At 36.2% G+C, this 19,190-nt stretch carries 20 protein-coding genes; 9 read left to right on the plus strand and 11 right to left on the minus strand.

Going from position 1 to position 19,190, the window contains the following annotated elements; translation table 11 throughout:
* Positions 1 to 222: 222 nt before the first annotated feature.
* Positions 223 to 354, minus strand: a complete 132-nt coding sequence (locus tag F6K18_RS11175) for a hypothetical protein (protein WP_287520854.1) — start codon at positions 352 to 354, stop codon at positions 223 to 225.
* A gap of 114 nt (positions 355 to 468) precedes the next feature.
* On the opposite strand from F6K18_RS11175, the gene F6K18_RS11180 reads away from it, so the two are divergent.
* From F6K18_RS11180 to yidD, 4 genes are all read left to right on the plus strand, one after another.
* Positions 469 to 1,449 (plus strand): glutathione S-transferase family protein, encoded by a 981-nt coding sequence (locus tag F6K18_RS11180; protein WP_287520855.1) that lies wholly within the window; start codon positions 469 to 471, stop codon positions 1,447 to 1,449.
* Between the two features lie 419 nt (positions 1,450 to 1,868).
* Positions 1,869 to 2,780 carry a D-alanyl-D-alanine carboxypeptidase family protein gene (locus F6K18_RS11185; protein ID WP_287520856.1) on the plus strand — a complete coding sequence of 304 codons (912 nt, stop codon included), beginning with the start codon at positions 1,869 to 1,871 and terminating at the stop codon, positions 2,778 to 2,780.
* Between the two features lie 255 nt (positions 2,781 to 3,035).
* On the plus strand, positions 3,036 to 3,917 hold the full coding sequence (locus F6K18_RS11190; protein ID WP_287520858.1) for an aspartoacylase: 882 nt from the start codon (positions 3,036 to 3,038) through the stop codon (positions 3,915 to 3,917).
* A gap of 57 nt (positions 3,918 to 3,974) precedes the next feature.
* Positions 3,975 to 4,211 (plus strand): membrane protein insertion efficiency factor YidD, encoded by a 237-nt coding sequence (gene yidD, locus F6K18_RS11195; RefSeq protein WP_124144875.1) that lies wholly within the window; start codon positions 3,975 to 3,977, stop codon positions 4,209 to 4,211.
* A 483-nt stretch (positions 4,212 to 4,694) separates the two neighbouring features.
* Here yidD and F6K18_RS11200 read toward each other — a convergent pair whose 3' ends face one another.
* Together F6K18_RS11200 and F6K18_RS11205 are read right to left on the minus strand one after the other, a co-directional pair.
* Positions 4,695 to 6,125 (minus strand): WD40 repeat domain-containing protein, encoded by a 1,431-nt coding sequence (locus F6K18_RS11200; protein ID WP_287520860.1) that lies wholly within the window; start codon positions 6,123 to 6,125, stop codon positions 4,695 to 4,697.
* 210 nt (positions 6,126 to 6,335) lie between these two features.
* The gene (locus tag F6K18_RS11205) at positions 6,336 to 6,854 is read right to left on the minus strand and encodes a ferric reductase-like transmembrane domain-containing protein (protein ID WP_124144873.1); all 519 of its coding nucleotides are present in this window, start codon (positions 6,852 to 6,854) and stop codon (positions 6,336 to 6,338) included.
* A 945-nt stretch (positions 6,855 to 7,799) separates the two neighbouring features.
* On the opposite strand from F6K18_RS11205, the gene F6K18_RS11210 reads away from it, so the two are divergent.
* Together F6K18_RS11210 and F6K18_RS11215 are read left to right on the plus strand one after the other, a co-directional pair.
* The gene (locus tag F6K18_RS11210; RefSeq protein WP_161564509.1) at positions 7,800 to 7,970 is read left to right on the plus strand and encodes a hypothetical protein; all 171 of its coding nucleotides are present in this window, start codon (positions 7,800 to 7,802) and stop codon (positions 7,968 to 7,970) included.
* Between the two features lie 25 nt (positions 7,971 to 7,995).
* A complete protein-coding gene (locus F6K18_RS11215) occupies positions 7,996 to 8,220 on the plus strand; it encodes a hypothetical protein (protein WP_287520862.1) in 225 nt (74 codons plus the stop codon).
* Positions 8,221 to 8,297: 77 nt separating this feature from the next.
* On the opposite strand, the gene F6K18_RS11220 is transcribed toward F6K18_RS11215, so the two are convergent.
* From F6K18_RS11220 to F6K18_RS11235, 4 genes are all read right to left on the minus strand, one after another.
* Positions 8,298 to 8,543, minus strand: a complete 246-nt coding sequence (locus F6K18_RS11220; protein WP_287520864.1) for a hypothetical protein — start codon at positions 8,541 to 8,543, stop codon at positions 8,298 to 8,300.
* A gap of 549 nt (positions 8,544 to 9,092) precedes the next feature.
* Positions 9,093 to 10,196, minus strand: coding sequence for a glycine oxidase ThiO (thiO, locus tag F6K18_RS11225; protein WP_287520866.1), 1,104 nt, complete (start codon positions 10,194 to 10,196; stop codon positions 9,093 to 9,095).
* A 610-nt stretch (positions 10,197 to 10,806) separates the two neighbouring features.
* Positions 10,807 to 11,040 carry a hypothetical protein gene (locus F6K18_RS11230; protein WP_287520868.1) on the minus strand — a complete coding sequence of 78 codons (234 nt, stop codon included), beginning with the start codon at positions 11,038 to 11,040 and terminating at the stop codon, positions 10,807 to 10,809.
* Between the two features lie 103 nt (positions 11,041 to 11,143).
* Positions 11,144 to 11,482 carry a 2Fe-2S iron-sulfur cluster-binding protein gene (locus F6K18_RS11235; RefSeq protein WP_287520870.1) on the minus strand — a complete coding sequence of 113 codons (339 nt, stop codon included), beginning with the start codon at positions 11,480 to 11,482 and terminating at the stop codon, positions 11,144 to 11,146.
* A 277-nt stretch (positions 11,483 to 11,759) separates the two neighbouring features.
* Here F6K18_RS11235 and cimA point away from each other — a divergent pair, with 277 nt between their 5' ends.
* Positions 11,760 to 13,358 carry a citramalate synthase gene (cimA, locus tag F6K18_RS11240; RefSeq protein WP_287520871.1) on the plus strand — a complete coding sequence of 533 codons (1,599 nt, stop codon included), beginning with the start codon at positions 11,760 to 11,762 and terminating at the stop codon, positions 13,356 to 13,358.
* A 132-nt stretch (positions 13,359 to 13,490) separates the two neighbouring features.
* On the opposite strand, the gene F6K18_RS11245 is transcribed toward cimA, so the two are convergent.
* The 3 genes from F6K18_RS11245 to pstS form a co-directional block, all read right to left on the minus strand.
* The gene (locus F6K18_RS11245) at positions 13,491 to 13,856 is read right to left on the minus strand and encodes a DUF2237 family protein (RefSeq protein WP_124146633.1); all 366 of its coding nucleotides are present in this window, start codon (positions 13,854 to 13,856) and stop codon (positions 13,491 to 13,493) included.
* A gap of 314 nt (positions 13,857 to 14,170) precedes the next feature.
* Positions 14,171 to 14,338 carry a hypothetical protein gene (locus tag F6K18_RS11250; protein ID WP_287520873.1) on the minus strand — a complete coding sequence of 56 codons (168 nt, stop codon included), beginning with the start codon at positions 14,336 to 14,338 and terminating at the stop codon, positions 14,171 to 14,173.
* Between the two features lie 154 nt (positions 14,339 to 14,492).
* Positions 14,493 to 15,530 (minus strand): phosphate ABC transporter substrate-binding protein PstS, encoded by a 1,038-nt coding sequence (pstS, locus tag F6K18_RS11255; protein WP_287520875.1) that lies wholly within the window; start codon positions 15,528 to 15,530, stop codon positions 14,493 to 14,495.
* Between the two features lie 734 nt (positions 15,531 to 16,264).
* On the opposite strand from pstS, the gene F6K18_RS11260 reads away from it, so the two are divergent.
* The gene (locus F6K18_RS11260) at positions 16,265 to 17,206 is read left to right on the plus strand and encodes a hypothetical protein (RefSeq protein WP_287520877.1); all 942 of its coding nucleotides are present in this window, start codon (positions 16,265 to 16,267) and stop codon (positions 17,204 to 17,206) included.
* Positions 17,207 to 17,670: 464 nt separating this feature from the next.
* Here F6K18_RS11260 and F6K18_RS11265 read toward each other — a convergent pair whose 3' ends face one another.
* A complete protein-coding gene (locus F6K18_RS11265) occupies positions 17,671 to 17,907 on the minus strand; it encodes a hypothetical protein (RefSeq protein WP_287520879.1) in 237 nt (78 codons plus the stop codon).
* A gap of 152 nt (positions 17,908 to 18,059) precedes the next feature.
* Between F6K18_RS11265 and F6K18_RS11270 the strand changes: the two genes are divergently transcribed.
* A complete protein-coding gene (locus F6K18_RS11270; protein WP_287520880.1) occupies positions 18,060 to 18,884 on the plus strand; it encodes a phytoene/squalene synthase family protein in 825 nt (274 codons plus the stop codon).
* Positions 18,885 to 19,190: the final 306 nt, after the last annotated feature.

The following is a 19,190-nucleotide window of genomic DNA, read 5'->3' on the forward strand; positions in this document are numbered from 1 at the left end:
CATAATGCGCGGGAACTGCTGTAACTATTGGACAATAGATAAATAGAACATCAATGTTTGACAGAAAAAGGCTGAAACTTTTACCTGTAAATACTTTTAGCTTTGATCGGCAGAGCAATAACTATTGGACAATAGATAAATGAGAATATCAAGCTATCCTGAAACACAGCGATCGCTTTCTGTGCAGAGTCATAACTATTGGACAATAGATAAATGAGAATATCAAGCTATCCTGAAACACAGCGATCGCTTTCTGTGCAAAGTCATAACTATTGGACAATAGATAAATGAGAACATCAAGCCATCCTGAAACACAGCGATCGCTTTCTGTGCAGAGTCATAACTATTGGACAATAAATAAATAGAACATTAATAATCCCGAAACACAGCGATATAGCTGCGGAATGGATGTTAAGAACGCTACTTTCATGCAACAAAGCCGAAAACCGCTATAAATAAAAAAAATAAATGGTTAACAAACGCAAATCTCTTCCACCTTCTCTGACAATAAAACTAGGAAAATGGGTTTGGACAAGCTTGTGGCAAATAATGATGTCAAAACTTGCCCCACGCAATAATTCAGGAGAATACATTCGTCCTGCTAGTCTATTTAGAGAAACAGTAGGGATACAAGCAGAAAACAAATATCAACCAGCTACTAAACGCTATCGTCTATTTGTCGGGTTGGGTTGTCCCTGGGCACATCGAACTCTAGTTGTTCGATCGCTCAAAGGTTTGGAAGATGCTATTCCAGTAACTATTGTTTCTCCAGCAGGCGATCGAGGTATTTGGGTATTGGAAGAGGAACAAGAAGGATGTTTTACTCTACCGGAATTATATAATTTAGCAAAGCCTGGTTATAATGGACGTGCCACGGTACCTGTGCTATGGGATGAGCAAACAAAAACTATTGTGAATAATGAGAGTGCAGATATTATTGTGATGCTCAATGCTGAATTTGATCGGTTTGCCAAAAATCCTCATCTTGACCTTTATCCAGAACAATTAAAAACCAAAATAGACGAGTGGAATGACAAAATTTACCACACAGTTAATAATGGAGTGTATCGTTGTGGGTTTGCCCAAACTCAGGAAGCTTATGAAAAAGCTTGTAAGGAACTATTTACTACTTTAGATGAAATTGACAATACACTTTCTGGCAGTAAGTATCTTTGTGGTGAGACAGTAACATTAACAGATGTACGTTTGTTTACTACATTATTCCGGTTTGATGTTGTTTATTATGGTCTATTTAAGTGTAACTTGCGGCGAATTCAGGACTATCAATATTTAAGTGCTTATCTACGAAATTTATATCAACTTCCTGGCATAGCAAATACTTGTAATTTAGAAGCAGTTAAGCAAGATTATTATGGTAATCTTTTTCCTCTTAACCCTGGGGGAATTATTCCTTTAGGTCCAGATATAGTAAGTATTTTGCAGAAATAATTCTTAGGCAGGACAAGATAGAAGTAAGAATTCAGAAGTCAGAAGTCAAAAGCAAGGTAGGGGCTGTCAGTAGGGCAACGTACAGGAGGAAAAAGGAAGGAAGAGGAGAAGAAAGTTTTTTATAGTTAATTATATCATGTCCAGTAGCATAATTATTGTAAGGTAAGGGTAAGGAAAAAGGAAGAATGAAGAAGGCTTAAAAGCCTGAAAAAACTTTAATTTCCTCTAGATATTCACCCTTGGGTTTAGACAAAGGATACCAGCGGACATGATAAGCGGACATGATATTAGTCCATAGGCTGACTGTGGCCTTTGCTCAGAGAAGATTATTTCCTTATGCTAAGGTCTAATCGTGTTTACTTTTAAGTTTTTTAGTAAAGTAAGAAACGACTTTGAAATTCACTAGCAGGAGTCGAACTTTGCACAACGAAAGTCTGTCAGAAAATTTATCATTAGTCCAAGAAACTGTTGCGGATGACATTCCTGAAGCAGTACGAGACCCTCAAAAGGATGAAGAAATTATTCCAGCTCAGTCTCAAAGCAAAAAATGGATGTGGGGTTGGATAGGAATAGTTGTAGTTGTGGGAGCAGTTAGTCTGGGATTACAACTTCAATCTAATCTCAATCAAGTTAATGCTTCATCAACTCAAACTGAAGTTGATAATGCAAATACTGTAGCTACATCTTCTGTGAATGAAACTCCGATAAATGAACTAAAAAAAGATACTTTATTAGATTTTACTTACTCGCAAGTATCAGAAATGGAATTAGAGTATATAACTTCTGATAGTGAGATTAGATTGCAAATAAATGCAGTGAAAAATTTTCAAAAAATGCTTTATGCTGCTAGAAATGATGGTATTAATTTAGTGGCTTTGAGAGGGTTTCAGTCTAAGTCTGAATTAAAAGATTGGGCGAGCAATACTAATAATATTGAAGATCATCATACAAATAATGCAAATCAAATTTCACCTTTTAGTTATGGGGAATATGTAACAGGTTATGCTGTTGATATTGGAGATGGTAATGCACCAGCAACTAACCAAAATGTTGAATTTGAAAAGACAGTAGCTTTTCAATGGCTACAAAATTATGCTGCTTACTTTAGCTTTGAAATGATACCTACTGATGATGAAAAAAATATTGGTTATGAACCTTGGCATTGGCGTTATGTAGGCGATCGCCATAGTCTAGAGACTTTTTATAAAAATCAACCTAATATAGTTTCTGAAGAGTCAGAATTAATTTTAGAAGATACTGAATTGATTGAAGAAGGAAGAAGCAAGAAGGAAGAAGAAATAGATGGAGACTCAAATATGAATCAATTGTAAAAACCGTTTATACGGCGGGGTATTAAACCCAAAAGAAAAAGATAACGAATAATTATTATTGTTTTGGTTGTTAAATACTTGGTAAACTGCTTTGCTAAAGTTAATTGTGAATAGGAGTCAGGGTAGTAGTTGAATAGGGGATGTACAGGAGCTAAAATGATTGAGAAAGATTGAAAATATCAGTTGCTTATCAAATATTGATAATTTAATTGAGTAATCATCAATGGATTGTATTTTTGTAGGGGATTTATCGAAATGGAAAAAATTAATAAAGTGGCAATTGTGGGTGGAACTCACGGTAATGAGTTTACAGGTATATATCTTCTTAAAAAGTTTGAAAAATTTCCTGACTTGATTAGTAGAACTAATTTTGAAACTCAAACATTATTTGCTAATCCTCAAGCATTTGAACTGGTGATAAGATACGTTGATACTGACTTAAATCGTTGCTTTAAACTCCAGGATTTAGAAAATCAAAACAAGACTAACTATGAAGAAACTAGAGCAAAATTTATTAATCAAATGCTAGGACCAAAAGGGAACCCTAAGTTTGATTTTATCTTGGATTTGCATACCACCACTGCTAATATGGGATTAACAATAGTTTTAGCGAATAATCATCCCTTTAACCTCAAAACTGCTGCTTATTTAAGTTCAGTTGAACCAGATGTTAGAGTTTATAGCTGGATTAATCCAGGAGAAGAAAATGCTTTTGTAAATTCTATTTGTGAATTAAGTTTTGGTATTGAAGTAGGTCCCATAGCTCAAGGTACTCTCAAAGCAGATTTATTTCAGAAAACAGAAAAATTAGTTCAGGCAAGTTTAGATTTTATAGAAAATTTCAATGAAGGTAAATTGAATCTAATTAATCAGGATATTATAGTCTATAAACATCTAAAAGTTGTAGATTATCCTAAGACTGAAGATGGAGAAATAACAGCAATGATTCATCCTGAGTTACAAGGGAGAGATTATGAACAATTAACTCCAGGTGAGCCAATTTTTTTAACCTTTGATGGCGAAACAATTTATTATGAAGAAGAAATTCCTACATGGCCAGTTTTTATTAATGAGGCGGCTTACTATGAAAAGGGAATTGCTATGTGTTTGACAAAAAAAGAGAGAATTACATTTTAATTTCATCATCAAACACGCATTTGAATCAGTTATCAGTTATAAGTAAGTGGCTCAGATATGAAAGTATTACTAATTAAATTAATTAAAGGCTACAAAATTTTCATTTCACCAATGTTACCTCCATCCTGTCGTTTTCAACCTACTTGCTCAGAATATGCGATGGAAGCGATAGAAAGATTTGGGATTTTTAAAGGCGGTAGAATGGCAATTATGCGAATTTTACGTTGTCATCCTTTTCATCCTGGTGGTTATGACCCAGTTCCTCCAAGGGAGTGTGAGGACTGTGGGGAGTAGGGGAGTAGGGGAGTGGGGGAGTGAGGGAGATTAGATACTGAAGTAATTATAGAATAAACAGCCTCTTATACCAATTTGAAAAAAGAATGTTACGAATAATAAGTGGGATAAAAAGATTTTACAGTAAATGTTCCTTTGACAAAAAAGATAATTTACACCCTAAAAATCGTATTAAAGCCATTCATTATGACTCCTGACTCCTGACTTCCCCTCCTGGGAGGGGTTAGGGGTGGGTTGACTCCTAATAAATAGCCTAGCTATTTGTAGCAAACATTTATCAAATTGGTATTAGACATCTCCTGCAAAAGAGGGAGGAGTTGAAATCTCCTTTTAGTTCTGGAATGCTCTGCAAACGAGGGAGTCTCAAAAAAAGGGGTTGGTGATTAGGTAATGCCATTAAATATTTATGAACGGTACAATTATCGTTTTTTCATAGATATTTGAGACAAAAGCATTACGCATTCACCAATGCCCAAAAAAAATCTACCGATCGCTGACTGCTGACTGCTTCTTTAACCAACCACCCCAAGGACTAACTTCAAGTACCCCCGTCGGTGTCATCACCACCCGGAATATTGCAAAAGACTGTTTCTGACTCGTAACTTCAGAATTAGCACTATTTAACAACTTGGGTAAAGGTGTGTGTTTACTATAATATTGTGCAGGTTCATTCATCGGTTCTAAGCTAGCGATCGCTCCATCCCCATTAACTTTTACCTCAAACACTAAATCTTCATACCATACTGGAGTATCTTGCCAACTTTGGTCAATTTGGTCATATAACTTTTGGTTTAACTCTTCTAACTCAGCTATATCAGTAATCTCTGAAACAGAAATTATATCTGCTTCCTCTTTCACAATAGATGGGGGAGTTGTATTCTGTAAATCGTTACTACTAAAGTCAGATACAGACCACAGTTTGATAGTTCTATCAGCACTCCCACTGGCAAGAGTTTGTCCATCAGGATTAAACTTTACCGACCAAACAGCTTTAGAATGATCTGTAAATGTTTCTAATAATTTTTCTGTATCTACCTCCCACAAATGAATATTTTTGTCATAACTGCTGCTAGCAAGAGTTTTGCTATCGGGACTAAAAGCAACAGACAAAACTGCTTTGTCGTGTCCTTCTAGAGTGCATTGTAGTTGACCAGTGTCCATCTGCCATAACTTAACTTTTCGGTCTTGACTACCGCTAGCAAGAATTTTACCATCAGGACTAAAAGCGATCGCCCAAATTGTGTTTGTATGTGCTGCCAAGGAGTGGAGTTGTTTACCTGTATTCAATTGCCAGGTTTTGATTTGACCATTTTTACCTCCACTAGCAAGCATCTCTCCATCCTTGCTCAAAACTAGAGATGTGACAGGAGCTGAATGTTGAAAACGACCCTCAACAGAACCAGTGTTAAGATTCCAAATTTTGATCGTGCCATCATAACTACCACTAGCAAGAGTTGTTCCATCAGAACTTATAGCTATAGTTTTCACATCATCGGTATGACCTTTGAGAGTCTGGATAAGAGTTCCATTTGCAATATTCCAAAGTTTAATGCGGTTATCCCAACTACCACTGGCAAGAATTTTACCATCTGGACTCATCGCAAGAGATTCGATCGCATCTGCGTGAGCATTGATAGTATGTAGCAATTTACCATTGCTTAAATTCCAAATTTTGATCGTGCCATCATAACTACTACTGGCAAGAGTTTTTCCATCAGAACTTATAGCAACTGCATACACCCATCCTTTATGTCCTGAAAGGGTTAGAGAGGGTAAAGTTCTTTGCTCAGATGGTCGGACAAAGTTTGTGGTTGATATGGATAGCGATCGCCAGGACCACAGTCCACCAATAGTTGCTAAAGTAGTTGCTGCTATCACTGTAGAATATTTTCGACACTTGGGTTGAGCTAGCATAAATTTTAATCCTACCATTGATGATTACTTGTTGAAAAAATTTCAAATTACTGTTTATTTTTGACTTAATTTACACCCTTATATCTGATTTGTAAACTGAGTTTAAACTCCTTTCTAGCATGGGTTTGCCGAAAATTATTCCTGGGAGCTTAGATAGTGTCAAACCCTTAAACTGTAAAGTATTTATCCTCTTAATATTTACTTGATAAATCAGCTCTTAGTTTTTGTCAGTTTTTTTCTACGCTCTATACATCTTCTAACAATAAATAAAACTGTTATAGTTGTTATGCCAATCATTCCTAATGGGGTGAGGTAGCTCCAATGACCCCACATTTTGTCTATGACGTGCCAGACTAAGAGGAACATTGCTAGATATGTTAGTTCATGTAATTTCTTCCAATTTTTTTTCATTCTTTTGATACTCCAATCATTGGAAGTAATTGTTAGTAGTGTGAAAATAATGAAAGTTACGACTCCTTGTATATATATCCAATAAGTTTGGATGTCAAAAAAATCAAAGTTTCTCTTGCTCACTAGCAACATTCCATGACCAAAAGCAAATAGAAAAGCAATTACACCTATTTGACGACGATACTTCAGCAATATTTTAGGAAATTCTGTTTTTTTTGTGCTCGGAAACACAATCCTCAAAATGCTTGGTAGTAAGGTAATTACATAACATACTAATGCTAATAAACCTAAGTAGTTAGCTACTGGTGCTGTATCCATAATAGTTTCTCCTTTAGTTACTAAATTTTATTTACAGTAAATTCCAAGTATATGAAGTAATGCAAGTGCGGCCATCTTGCCCGCGATGGGTGTACCTCACGCTTAGTGGAATCTGCTGTAAGTGAGATTTTTTTGCTCAGTTATAGAAATATTTACAGCAGTTATTTTTCTCTAGTAAAGATAATTTTTATATCATTTTTTAGAAATGATCTTCGTAGAATTACCAGGCTAAATGATTACACCCAATCTAAGAGATATTCCTGAGAAAAATATTGAAAATTAGATTTTTTTAAATTCTAGTTATTAATTGCTCAATTCAAGCATAAAAAGCAACTACTAACATTTTGAATATTTTGAAATTGATTACCCCCGATAATATATTCTAATCTATTCAAAATATCAAACATCTATTCCGGATAATTAATTACGATCAAATTAGAGTTCTAAATCTCTTTAAAATATGAGTCATAATACTTAGGCTTTAAGTTTATTTTTTCACTGACTAATGTGATCAAGCCTCATTATTTTTATTGGTAATTATGAAATATAGGATCTGAAATTATAGTTATGTATTCAGAAGAATATTTCATAAATTATTTACCTAAAATCATCGGTATTTTCATGATTTTTGTGAGTTAATCTTTGAATTGAAGAGTAATTATGTAGAAGTAGTAATATTTGTCTGTACATACTTTTCATAGTCTGGTGAGAAACTGCAAACATTGCTACTTGTATACTACTATCAGACCGCTTTGGGGTGTACTATTAATTTGTGCCATTTTCTAGCTCCTAATAATTTTTAGCTTAGAGTTTTTCTTGTTGTCTAAGACGATATATTTCTGAGTTTTCAAGGGTTATGCAAGTTGTGAAACTGGCAACAAATAATTTTAACGAAAGCTATATTTACACACCATTGCTGATTCATCCGGAAAAATAATCTGGGCTTTGTCATGGCCATCAATATCAAGCAACTATGTTGATTTACGTGGTAAAGGTCGAGTTTGGGATAATGGTCTTAGATATGAGTGGATTAACGGCCGTCATGGTGATTGGGGAGATAGTCATGGTGTTAGTGTTGTTAATGTAAATCCCCTAGTCGCATTATTTTATATATAAAATTTGAATACAAAAAAACTAATCCATGAAAAATATAATTATCAACTCTAAACCAGATAAAGTCAGACATATTCCTATCACTTCAATGCAAAAATATTTAGTGAAGGAATATTACTTAATACCCGGTTACGAAAAGTTTCGCGAAAATCACAAAAATGTAATTGCTCAGTTAGAAACTATCCTAGAAGAAAAAGTGGAGAATTTTGACAGCAGCATTTCAACAATTAAAAATTACCTCTATTTCAAATAAGAAGATTGACTAAAATATTTTTTTTATCCTTGTATTATACTATTTTCAAAAAAGAATGTTACGCATAATTTGAGTAATTAGGGCTTGCTGATTAAATATAAAAGCATTGACATATAAAGACAAGTGCCTTTTTGGGAACGAAAAAACTGCGCCTGTTTCAGCTCTTCACGCTCATGCATGGAGCGTATTTTAGGCGCATAGTTGGGCCGAAAAATCATTCTTACAAAACGCCCGCTCCTACTTCCTCGCTCCCGATCCATTTCTCCTGTCTCCAGTATAGCTGTCTCCTGTCTCCTACCCCTACTAAAATACTTTTTCAGCAAACCCTAATTAAAATACTTTTTTGGAGATGTATTTTTGACTAAAAAGATAAGTTTTGACCTGAAAAATTATATCGAAGTCATTCCCATACGACTCCTAACTCCTGACTCCTAAAAAATAGCCTAGCTATTTGTAGCAAATATTTATCAAACTGGTATTACAACAGTCCTTAGCCTAGTGAAATAGAGGCTTTAAAATTTAATTATTGGTAATTTTTAGATCGTATATTCAGGAAAACCAATAAAAATTTTGTATATTATCTTTTTCTTTATCTTTTGATTTTGGGTTTAATACCCCGCCGTCTACAAGGTTTTGGCAATTGGTTAGGGTTATAAGACACGAAGTGGCAGGTCGAAGACTATCCCCATCGACCTTTTCTTCCTTCTTTATTCCTTCTTCAAGTGCTGAAAACTCACCGTCATTCGTACTGTCTACAATTGGTTAGTGTTTGTAGACACAGAGCTACTTCTTTTAGTAGGAAAGCCCACTTTTTCCAACTTCTTTTTTCTTCAATACAAGACCAATATTCTGATTCAACCATTACTATCAATTCAAAATTTACTACTAACTTCAGCAAACCTAGAATAATTAAAAGCATCTAATAATCGATCGGATTTATTATTCCAAATCAAATCAGCTATTAATAGCGCTGTTACAGGTGTTAATAAAATTCCATTCCGATAATGCCCAGTAGCAATGGTCAAATTCTCATAATTACTTGTTCCTAATATTGGCATTTCATCTGGAGTATCAGGACGAAAACCCCACCACAATTCTAATATTTTGTAATTTTTTAAAATCGGATATAACCGAATAGCATTTCCTAATAATTCTTGAATTCCTGCTGCTGTATTTCCCTCTGAAAATCCGACATTTTCATTTGTTGCACCTATAACTATTCTTCCATCTTGGCGTGGCACAATATAACTTTCTGTGCCAAATAAAACTCGCTGTAAAGGTAGATTTTCTCTAGCTATATCTGAGGGAATTTTTAACGACAACATTTGCCCCTTTCTAGGAAATACAGGAATTGGTAATAACTCCTGAGACCATGCACCTGTAGCTAATACATAATGTTCCGCTTGTAATTCACCTATTGATGTTTTGATGCTTTGAATTTTACCTTTTTGACGAATTATTTCTATAACAATTCCTTCAAGAATATCAATTTTTAACTCTTTAGCTGCTGCAATAGTTGACTTGTACAAATAACGATTATCTACTTGCCCATCTTCAGGGTAAGACCAACCCCCAATTACCTCTAGACCTAATCCTGGTTGATATTGATGGATTTCAGCTTGATTTAACCATTGATAATTTAGGTTTTGAAAAGTATAATTTTCCCTGTCTTTTTCTGCATAAACTGGGGCTAAAATTCCACAAGGCCAATAGCCAGTTTTTATACCACTAATTGATTCTATTTTTTTTACCCATTCTGGATATAATGCCCGACTTTTTAAACATAAATCTAACATTTTACCAGGGGGAATAGCTTCTGCTTGAGGAGCTAACATTCCAGCAGCAGCATTTGTCGCTGTTTGCTGAAAATCACGGCTAATAACTGTTACTTTTGCTCCTCGTAATGTTAGCTCTATTGCTATTGATAGACCAATAATACCGCCACCAATAATTAGGATATTGCTTGATTGATTCATTTTCTAGGTGTTACTGAATTAGTGTATGATATTAAACTTAATTACTTAGGAGTCAGGAGTCAGGAGTCAGGAGTCAGGAGAAAAGAAAGAAGAAGAAAGAGGAATGGATGATTATTGGCAACACTTTTTTAGTTCTTTTCTTTGGTTTTATTCAAATATACAGCATATTTCTGACTAATAATGCACTGGTCTGAATCGTAAAATTCTTGTAGTGCGGGCATCTTGCCCGCTAGTCCTGTACCTTATAACTTCGGAAACTACTGTATAACAGTCGCCACTATAGTCAAAACATCGGATAATTATGATGATTTATCAAAATAATATGGGTCTAAAACTCCGCATTTTAAGGAGAAATATTTTTTGAACCTTGCTCAAATCACCGTTACAAAAATAACTTCTGACTTCTGAGTTCTGACTTCTGACTTCGTTAAGACGCGAGCAAGATGCTCGCACTAATTATCATTTTCTGGCATTGCTGACTGGTGGGTATGATTTGATAATTTTGTATTTGGGATTTTTTATTTTGGATGGTTTGAACTACTTGTTAATATTAACTGTTCCCTGTTCCCTGTTCCCAGTTAAGTGTTCCCTATAAACCTACTTTCATACCTTAATTCAGCAATGCCCATTTTCTTTGTGGGTTTAATACCCCACCGTCTACACGGTGTTCAAAATTACTTGGGGGAGCGTAGACGCGGAGCGGCAGGTCGTTGACTATCCCCATGTAATTTTCCTCCTGTCTCCAGTATAGCTGTCTCCTGTCTCCTTCTTCAACAAACATTAACCTAGCGGTTGCTATAAATAATATTTTTTCTATGTTTTTATTATCAGAGAATAATCCCAAATCATTTGTAAAAAATCAAAAAATAGCTCGAAAGTCTGAAACTTTTATCCCTAATATGTCCGTTTTTGGCAGATATTTTTAGTAATTTTTTTCAAGGTATATTTTATCCTTCATAAGTCCAAACAATTTCGGAACCTTGCCCCCAAAAACCATTATATTTAGTTACTTTTATATCTCCTAAAACTTGCACTTGACAAGACAAACGTTTACTAGAATTAGGGGAATGAGGAGGCATAGAAAGTCTAGCTTTTTCTCGCCATTGAAGTGGAGAAACTTCTCCTTCTATTTCCACTGCACAAGTGCCACAAGTACCAATACTACGACAGTTAATAATTGAAGCATTGCCATTATAGACATCAACACCATTTTTTAGTAAAACCTGACGCAAATTTGCACCACGATCGCAAGTTATAGTTTTACCTTGAGCCTGAATCTTAACCATAATAAATTATTTTATCTATATTACTATATTAACAGTTAAAAGTTAAAAAAAATTAAAAGATAAAGTAAAAAATCACTAAAAAAGTAGGATTAATTATAAAGTTTAAATTAAACAGGAGTTACGCAAATTCACCTTGAAAACCGTATATGTAGGGGCGAATGGTATTCGCCCTCACTGGATTTAGTGTCCGTATGTAGAGGCGAATGGCATTCGCCCTCTCTAGCGCAAATCCTGTTAAATTGAAAAATTCTCTGAATTTCTAACACCCCTATTAATAATGAAAAAACTCTGGATTTACGATACAACCCTACGCGATGGTGCCCAACGAGAAGGACTATCCTTATCCCTAGAAGACAAACTACGCATCGCCCACCAACTCGACAGCTTGGGGATTCCTTTTATTGAAGGAGGTTGGCCAGGTGCGAATCCTAAAGACGTACAATTTTTCTGGCAACTAAAAGAACAACCTCTTACTCAAGCAGAAGTAGTCGCATTTTGTTCCACTCGTCGTCCCGGAAAACAAGCAGCTTCTGATACCACTCTACAACCCATTTTATCTGCTGGTACGCGGTGGGTGACAATTTTTGGCAAATCTTGGGATTTGCACGTTGTTGAGGGGCTAAAAACTACTCTGGAAGAGAATTTGGCAATGATTGCAGATACGATTTCTTATCTCCGTAGTCAAGGTCGTCAGGTCATCTATGATGCGGAACATTGGTTTGATGGTTACAAAAATAATCCTGACTATGCTTTGCAAACCTTAGCTGCTGCAACTAATGCTGGTGCGGAATGGTTAGTTCTCTGTGATACCAATGGTGGTACTCTTCCCCACGAAATTACTCAGATAGTAGCAGATGTTTCCCATGCTTTGCCCACTGCAAAATTAGGCATTCACACTCATAATGATTCAGGTACTGCTGTTGCTAATGCTTTATCTGCTGTCAGAGAAGGAGCGGGGATGGTGCAAGGAACTATCAATGGTTATGGGGAACGTTGCGGTAATGCTAACCTTTGTACTTTGATTCCTAATTTACAAATTAAGCTGGGTTATGATTGCATTCAACCACAACAACTGGAAAAATTGACTCAGACCAGTCGCTTTATTAGTGAAGTTGTGAATCTTGCTCCTGATGACCACGCGCCGTTTGTGGGTTTGTCTGCTTTTGCTCATAAGGGTGGTATTCATGTGTCGGCAGTGGAGCGCAACCCTCTAACTTATGAACATATTCAACCGCAACAGATAGGGAATAGTCGTCGCATTGTGATTTCTGACCAAGCAGGTTTGAGTAATGTGTTGGCAAAGGCAAAAAGTTTTGGTATCGAGCTGGATCGTCAAAACCCTGCTTGTCGGCAAATTCTGGATAAGTTAAAAGAGTTAGAAAATAAGGGATATCAGTTTGAGGGAGCAGAAGCTAGTTTTGAGTTATTGATGCGAAAAGCTTTGAAGCAAAGACAGCATTTCTTTGAAATTAAGGGTTTTCAAGTACACTTGGATAAGGATGGTGAAAAATTTAGTAATTCTCTGGCGACAGTGAAAGTTACTGTTAATGGTCAGGATATTTTGGAAGCTGCTGAAGGAAATGGTCCAGTTTCAGCTTTGGATGCTGCTTTGCGGAAGGCTTTAGAAAATTTTTATCCAGCGATCGCTAATTTTTATTTGACTGACTATAAGGTGAGAATTTTGGATGGTAGAGCTGGTACTTCTGCTAAAACTAGGGTGTTAATTGAGTCTAGTAATGGTCAGCAACGGTGGACGACTCTTGGGGTTTCTTTTAATATTTTGGATGCTTCTTATCAGGCGGTTGTTGAAGGTTTAGAGTATGGTTTGATGTTGGAAAGTCAATCTCAAGAAACTGCATTAGGTGTGGTTTTGTAGTAGCAGAAGGAAGAGGGAAGAAGGAAGAAGGAAGAGGAAAGAGGGAATAAGGAAAAATCTTACTTTGTCTGAGTTTTAAGCTTTTGACCTGTCCTAACCTTTCCTTCGACTGCTATAACTCAGACCTACCACCTAAATAAGTGCGTGTTCCTGCAAAACCTCCAAAGGTACTACTTCTAATGCTTTTTGATGAGTTCCTGACAAAACTACTGGTGGTGCAACTCCAGAATCTAGAGCTTCTTTCCAACGAGACGCACACAAACACCAGCGATCGCCCGGTTTTAAACCAGGAAAAGAATATTCTGGTCTAGGTGTACTCAAATCATTACCACGACGCTTAGTAAATTCCAAAAATTCTGCTGTCACTGCTGCACAAATAACGTGGGAACCAAAATCTGATGGTCCAGTCTGACAAAACCCATCCCGATAAAATCCAGTCATGGGAGAAGTACAGCAAACTTCTAGCTTTTCACCTAGTACATTTAGTGATTCTATCATTTTAAAATAGTTCCCCTTAATTTAGTTCAGTTTTTCAGTTTACCAGAGAGATTCACTTTAGTACTTTGGAAGAGAGGGAGTAGGGAGTAGGGATTAGGGAGTAAGGGGAAAGAATTGATAATTTCTGTGCGATAATTAATTTGATTTTTTATGATCACCAGATGTCTATTAAATAGGGTGTTTTGATGGGCGATCGCTACTTTTTTGTGCTGTTCAATAGATATCTCCGGAAAAGAGGGAGTAGGGGGAAAGAATTGATAATTTCTGTGCGATAGTTGATTTTATTTTTGGCGTTGGTAATTTGAGGCATGATATCATGTCCGGATCAGAGCGCGATAGAAGTCCATGACCTTTACGCGACCAAAAAACTTTCTCCTTCTATTCCTCTTTCTTCTCTCCTGACTCCTGACTCCTGTTCCCCTACTGGGAGGGGGAGGGGCGAGGGGTGGGTTGACTCCTAAGTAATGCGCGATTAATATCATACACGCGCTTTACCAACGCTAATTTTTTATTATCGGAGATTCCTAATGAGGCACACCTATCTTTGATTTCTATTCTATTCCCTATTCCCTGTTCCCTAAAAAAAACGAATTTTGTACCTCACTCTTTTTGGGAATTGCTATAGCTCAAGTCTGATTATTGATTTGCTACTTGAGTTTCAACTTTCTCAAGTATTTTTGCACCTATAGCTTCTGGAACACGAGTATACTCAAGAGTATTGTTCAAGTTTTGACCTTCCTGTAAAACCCAATTGACCATTTTCTTAACTGCAGTTGCTTGACCTGAAGTCTCATAATTTTCCTTAACTAATAACCAGGTCACTCCAACTATGGGGTATCCATCATCAGGGTTAGCTTCGTTAGCAGGGGTAAAGTCTTGATAAAATCTCAGTCCGGATAATGCAATATTCGCCTCTTCGAGAGTAGGTTCGACAAACCGACCCTGTAGGTTCTCCAGCATTGCTGTTGACAGGTTGTTTTGACGAGCAAAAGTGTCCTGTACATAACCGATCGCCCCTTCAGTTTCTTTTACTAAAGCAGCTACACCATCATTTTTTTCACCTTTGAGGGGATTTTTTGGCCAATCAGGTTTTCTGGATGCACCCACTTCTCGACTAAATGTTGGACTTGCAGCACTCAGATGCCTGGAGAAAATAAAGGTTGTACCACTACCATCCGCTCTTACTACAGTTTGAATAGGTAAGTCAGGTAAGTCAATTCCTGGGTTGTCCTGAGCAATACGGCGATCGTTCCATTTAGTAATTTTACCTGCAAAGATATCTGGCAATACCAACTGAGATAGTTTTAGTTCAGTAACTCCTGGCAAATTATAAACTACTGCTACAGCACCTCCTGCGGTAGGTACCATAACTACTCCTTTTGGCATTTGTTCTATTTCTGCTGCAACTGGTGGTGCATCTGTACCTGCAAAGTCAACAGTATCTGCAATAAAACTCTCAATACCTTTGCCACTACCCACAGAATTGTAATTTACTGTAATTCCTGTATCTTCTTTTAATTTTTGAAAGTAACGCTCATACAAAGGAGCGGGGAATGATGCTCCTGCACCTTCAATAGTTTGGGCGATGACTTCACCAACAGTGCCAAGTGAAAGAGTAACTGCTGCAACTGTAACTGTTAGAGCATTGTGCCAAATAGTTTTTAATAAAACCATATATGAGCCTCCGGAAAAATCTAATTATTTATTAAGTTTCTAGTTTATTAATTCTCTAGATAATAACGAAGATAGCAGTTTAAATACAACACACTTTACTTATATTACTAAATCTTTATATTACTATATATTACTATTTTTACCGAATAATTAAGGTTTAAAGCCTCTCCTTTAAAGGAGAAACAATAAAAAATTTTCCTTTTATTCAATCCTCTGCCTTTTAGGGAGAGGTGATTATCAATTATCAATTATTGAAAGAGTTCTATAGACAATAATTTAATTATATAATCTTCTCAAGATTTTGCAAAAATTTTAATCTATTGTTAACTTTAACGTAAGCATTTCCTCCGGAATGCTGCGCAAACAGCGGTCAGCTATCAGCTATTCCTACGGAATGCTGCGCAAACAGCTTTATTATCTTTAGTGGACAATTTAATCTCGTTATTCTTGTGCTTCAATTCTTTGTTTAAAAATGTAGTAGAAGTTAAGAAAATGCTTGCTTCATTCATTAAATCGATAAAATTATCAATTATTTCTCCCTATTCCCTATTTCCTATTCTCTGACTTTTGCAATAAGTCTAATAGTTTTCCAAATCAACATCTTCATCATCTAAACTGTAGTTATTATATATGTAGTGTTTCTCAAATTACTACTCCCTATTCCCTATTCTCTATTCTCTATTCCCTATTCCCTATTCCCTATTCCCTAAAATATGAACAGTCAATATATTTTTATGTGGGTTGGATTTCTATTAGCATCATATTCGATTGTAGCTAACGATGCTATACAAACCCTTGGCACATTTTTAAGTTCTAATTCTCAGCGCCCTTGGTGGGTTTTATGGCTGTTTATTTGCTCCGTTTTGTTAGTAGTTTTTTTCTATGGCTGGATTACTAATGATGGAGATATAGCTTATGGGCGTTTGGCAGAATTTCCTTTTCCTGAAAATTTTAGTTGGATTTATATAGTTCCTCCTTTTGTACTTCTATTTTTAACAAATTGGGGAATTCCTGTTAGTACCACTTTTCTCATTCTCACAGTTTTTGCTCCTAGCAATCTCATCAGTATGCTGACTAAATCATTTTTTGGCTATGGGTTAGCTTTTGTCACAGCTATACTTGTTTATAAATTCATCACTAAAGCTTTAGAAGAGAAATTTCTAAGTACAGCAGACAAAGAAGCACCAATTTATTGGGTGATTTTGCAGTGGGTATCAACAGCATTTTTGTGGAGTCAATGGTTAATTCAAGACTTGGCAAATATCTTTGCATACTTGCCACGAAATCTTGATGCTTCAATGCTATTTTTTTCCATGTTTGTGATGTTAATTTTACACGCAATTATCTTTTACAGAAATGGTGGTGCAATTCAACATATAGTTACCAGTAAAACTAATACTCAAGATATTCGTTCGGCAACAATTGTAGATTTGATTTATGGATTAATCTTATTATTATTTAAAGAATGGAGCAAAATGCCAATGAGTACAACTTGGGTATTTATCGGTCTTTTAGCAGGAAGAGAAATAGCAATAGCTCACAATTTCCAAAACCGTGAAATGAAGGATGTAGGTAAGATTATTTTTAGTGACGCTTTAAAAGCTTTTGCTGGTTTAGCGGTTAGTATTGTTATTGCCTTTGGACTTCCTTTTCTAGAAAAAATGATGAGTAATTAGGGTTTGCGCTCAAAAGTCTTATGAGTGAGGGTAGGAGACAGGAGACAGGAGACAACCCACCCCTAACCCCTCCCAGGAGGGGAAGACAGGAGAAATGGGAATTACAGAGGATGTAGTTGGAAGAATTGTCCCTTAATTTTTCTGCCCAACTCTTGCACAAAATGCTAGTTTTTTGAGCTTTCTTGACCGAAAACAGGCGCACTTTTTTCTATCTAAGAAGGCTGAAACCTTTATATTTCAATACTTTTATAGTTAATCAGCAAGCCCTAATTAAGTTATGGCAGGGAACAGTGGTGCGACCCCACGGGTTGTGGCAGAGGTCAGAACGAAGCGCCATCAGGTTGCGCCTGAGTCGGAAGTTTCGCTAGCAAAATAATCTCAGATTTCCTGCCAAAACTTTGATAAACTATCCAAATGTGAAATCATCAGTGTAACACACCGAAAATTAAAATCTAGATGGTGCGTTACATTTCATTAACGCACCCTACTGGACTTACTGACTCCTCAGAAATAATACCATTTCTCAAAAACTTTTCTACATTTTGTTGAGTAGGGGAGTGGGGGAGTGGGGGAGAAGCAAACATAAGAATAATTAGGAGGTATTCGGAAAAATTGTCCCAAGATTGTTCTGCTAAAGCGGAGATTTGCGTCAGCAAATGGCCATTCGCCCCTACAGGTTTTTGTTGATGACGTGAGGTCATCAACCTGAAAAGCGCTGTATAGCAGTCTAAGCAAAGATTAGGACATATTAAAAGCTTAAAACTCAGATAACGCAAGATTTTTCCTTCTTGCTTCTTGCTTCTTACTTCCTTCTTCTGTTATAAACCAAAAATAGCCGTGAGGAGTGAAACAGATGAACAGACCTGAAGATAAAGATGCCTTATATATATTAAAAGAAACAAGTCGTACTTTCTATATTCCTATTAGTCAATTACCATCTGGGCTAAAAGAGGCAGTTACATCGGCCTATCTTTGTATGCGTGCCATTGATGAAATTGAGGATCATCCAGATTTAGATAGCTTCACGAAGGCAAAATTGTTGCGAAAGATTAGTTTACTTTTACAAGAAGGAGTTAACCATTCAAGTTTCCCGAACTTTTCCGCAAAGTTAGACTTGAATATGACTAACCTACCGGAAGTAACAAAAAGAGTAGGAGAATGGGCAATACTGGCTTCAGATACAATAGCACCCAGGATCTGGGATGTAACAGCAGCAATGGCAGACCGGATGGCTTATTGGGCTGAAAATAATTGGGCAATTCACACTGAATCAGATTTGGATCGTTACACTTTTAGTGTGGCAGGTGCAGTAGGTTTATTACTTTCCGATTTATGGAGTTGGTATGATAATACTAATACTAATCGTACTCAGGCAATTGGATTTGGCCGTGGTCTACAGGCAGTAAATATTCTCCGAAACCATTCAGAAGATTTAGATAGGGGCGTAGATTTTTTTCCTAACGGTTGGGTTGCCAAGGATATGCAAGCTTATGCTCAACGTAATCTATTATTAGCTGATTCTTATACTAACTCTCTTCCTTCAGGACCTGCTCGAAATTTTTGCCAAATTCCTCTGACTCTTGCTCATGCTACTCTGGATATTTTAACTATGGGGCAAGAAAAGTTGAGTCGTTCGGAAGTGATGGAATTAATTTATCGTTGCAATAATTCTGCTTAATATTCTTGAGTGTCTTATGATTGCTCAATTCCAGCCAATTAAATATCGATATTAGATAATTTGGATACAAATTCCATGGGAGTTTAGTAGTATCTATAAAAATATAGTTAAGTGCTAGACAGTACAAACTTCTGGGAAAAATTATTACTAGCTAAAGCTTTCGGCGCTCTCAAGGTGACAAACCATATTATATATTATAGAGAGTTTATTTGCTGCAAGCCTTTTTCAGTAACACTTTCAGCTTTGAGATTACAGTACTTTGCGCGGATGGTGAAGTACAGTTGAAGACTAATCTCTCTTCCCTAT

It is taken from the genome of Okeania sp. SIO2C2 (assembly GCF_010692625.1).
Lineage (GTDB): Bacteria > Cyanobacteriota > Cyanobacteriia > Cyanobacteriales > Microcoleaceae > Okeania > Okeania hirsuta.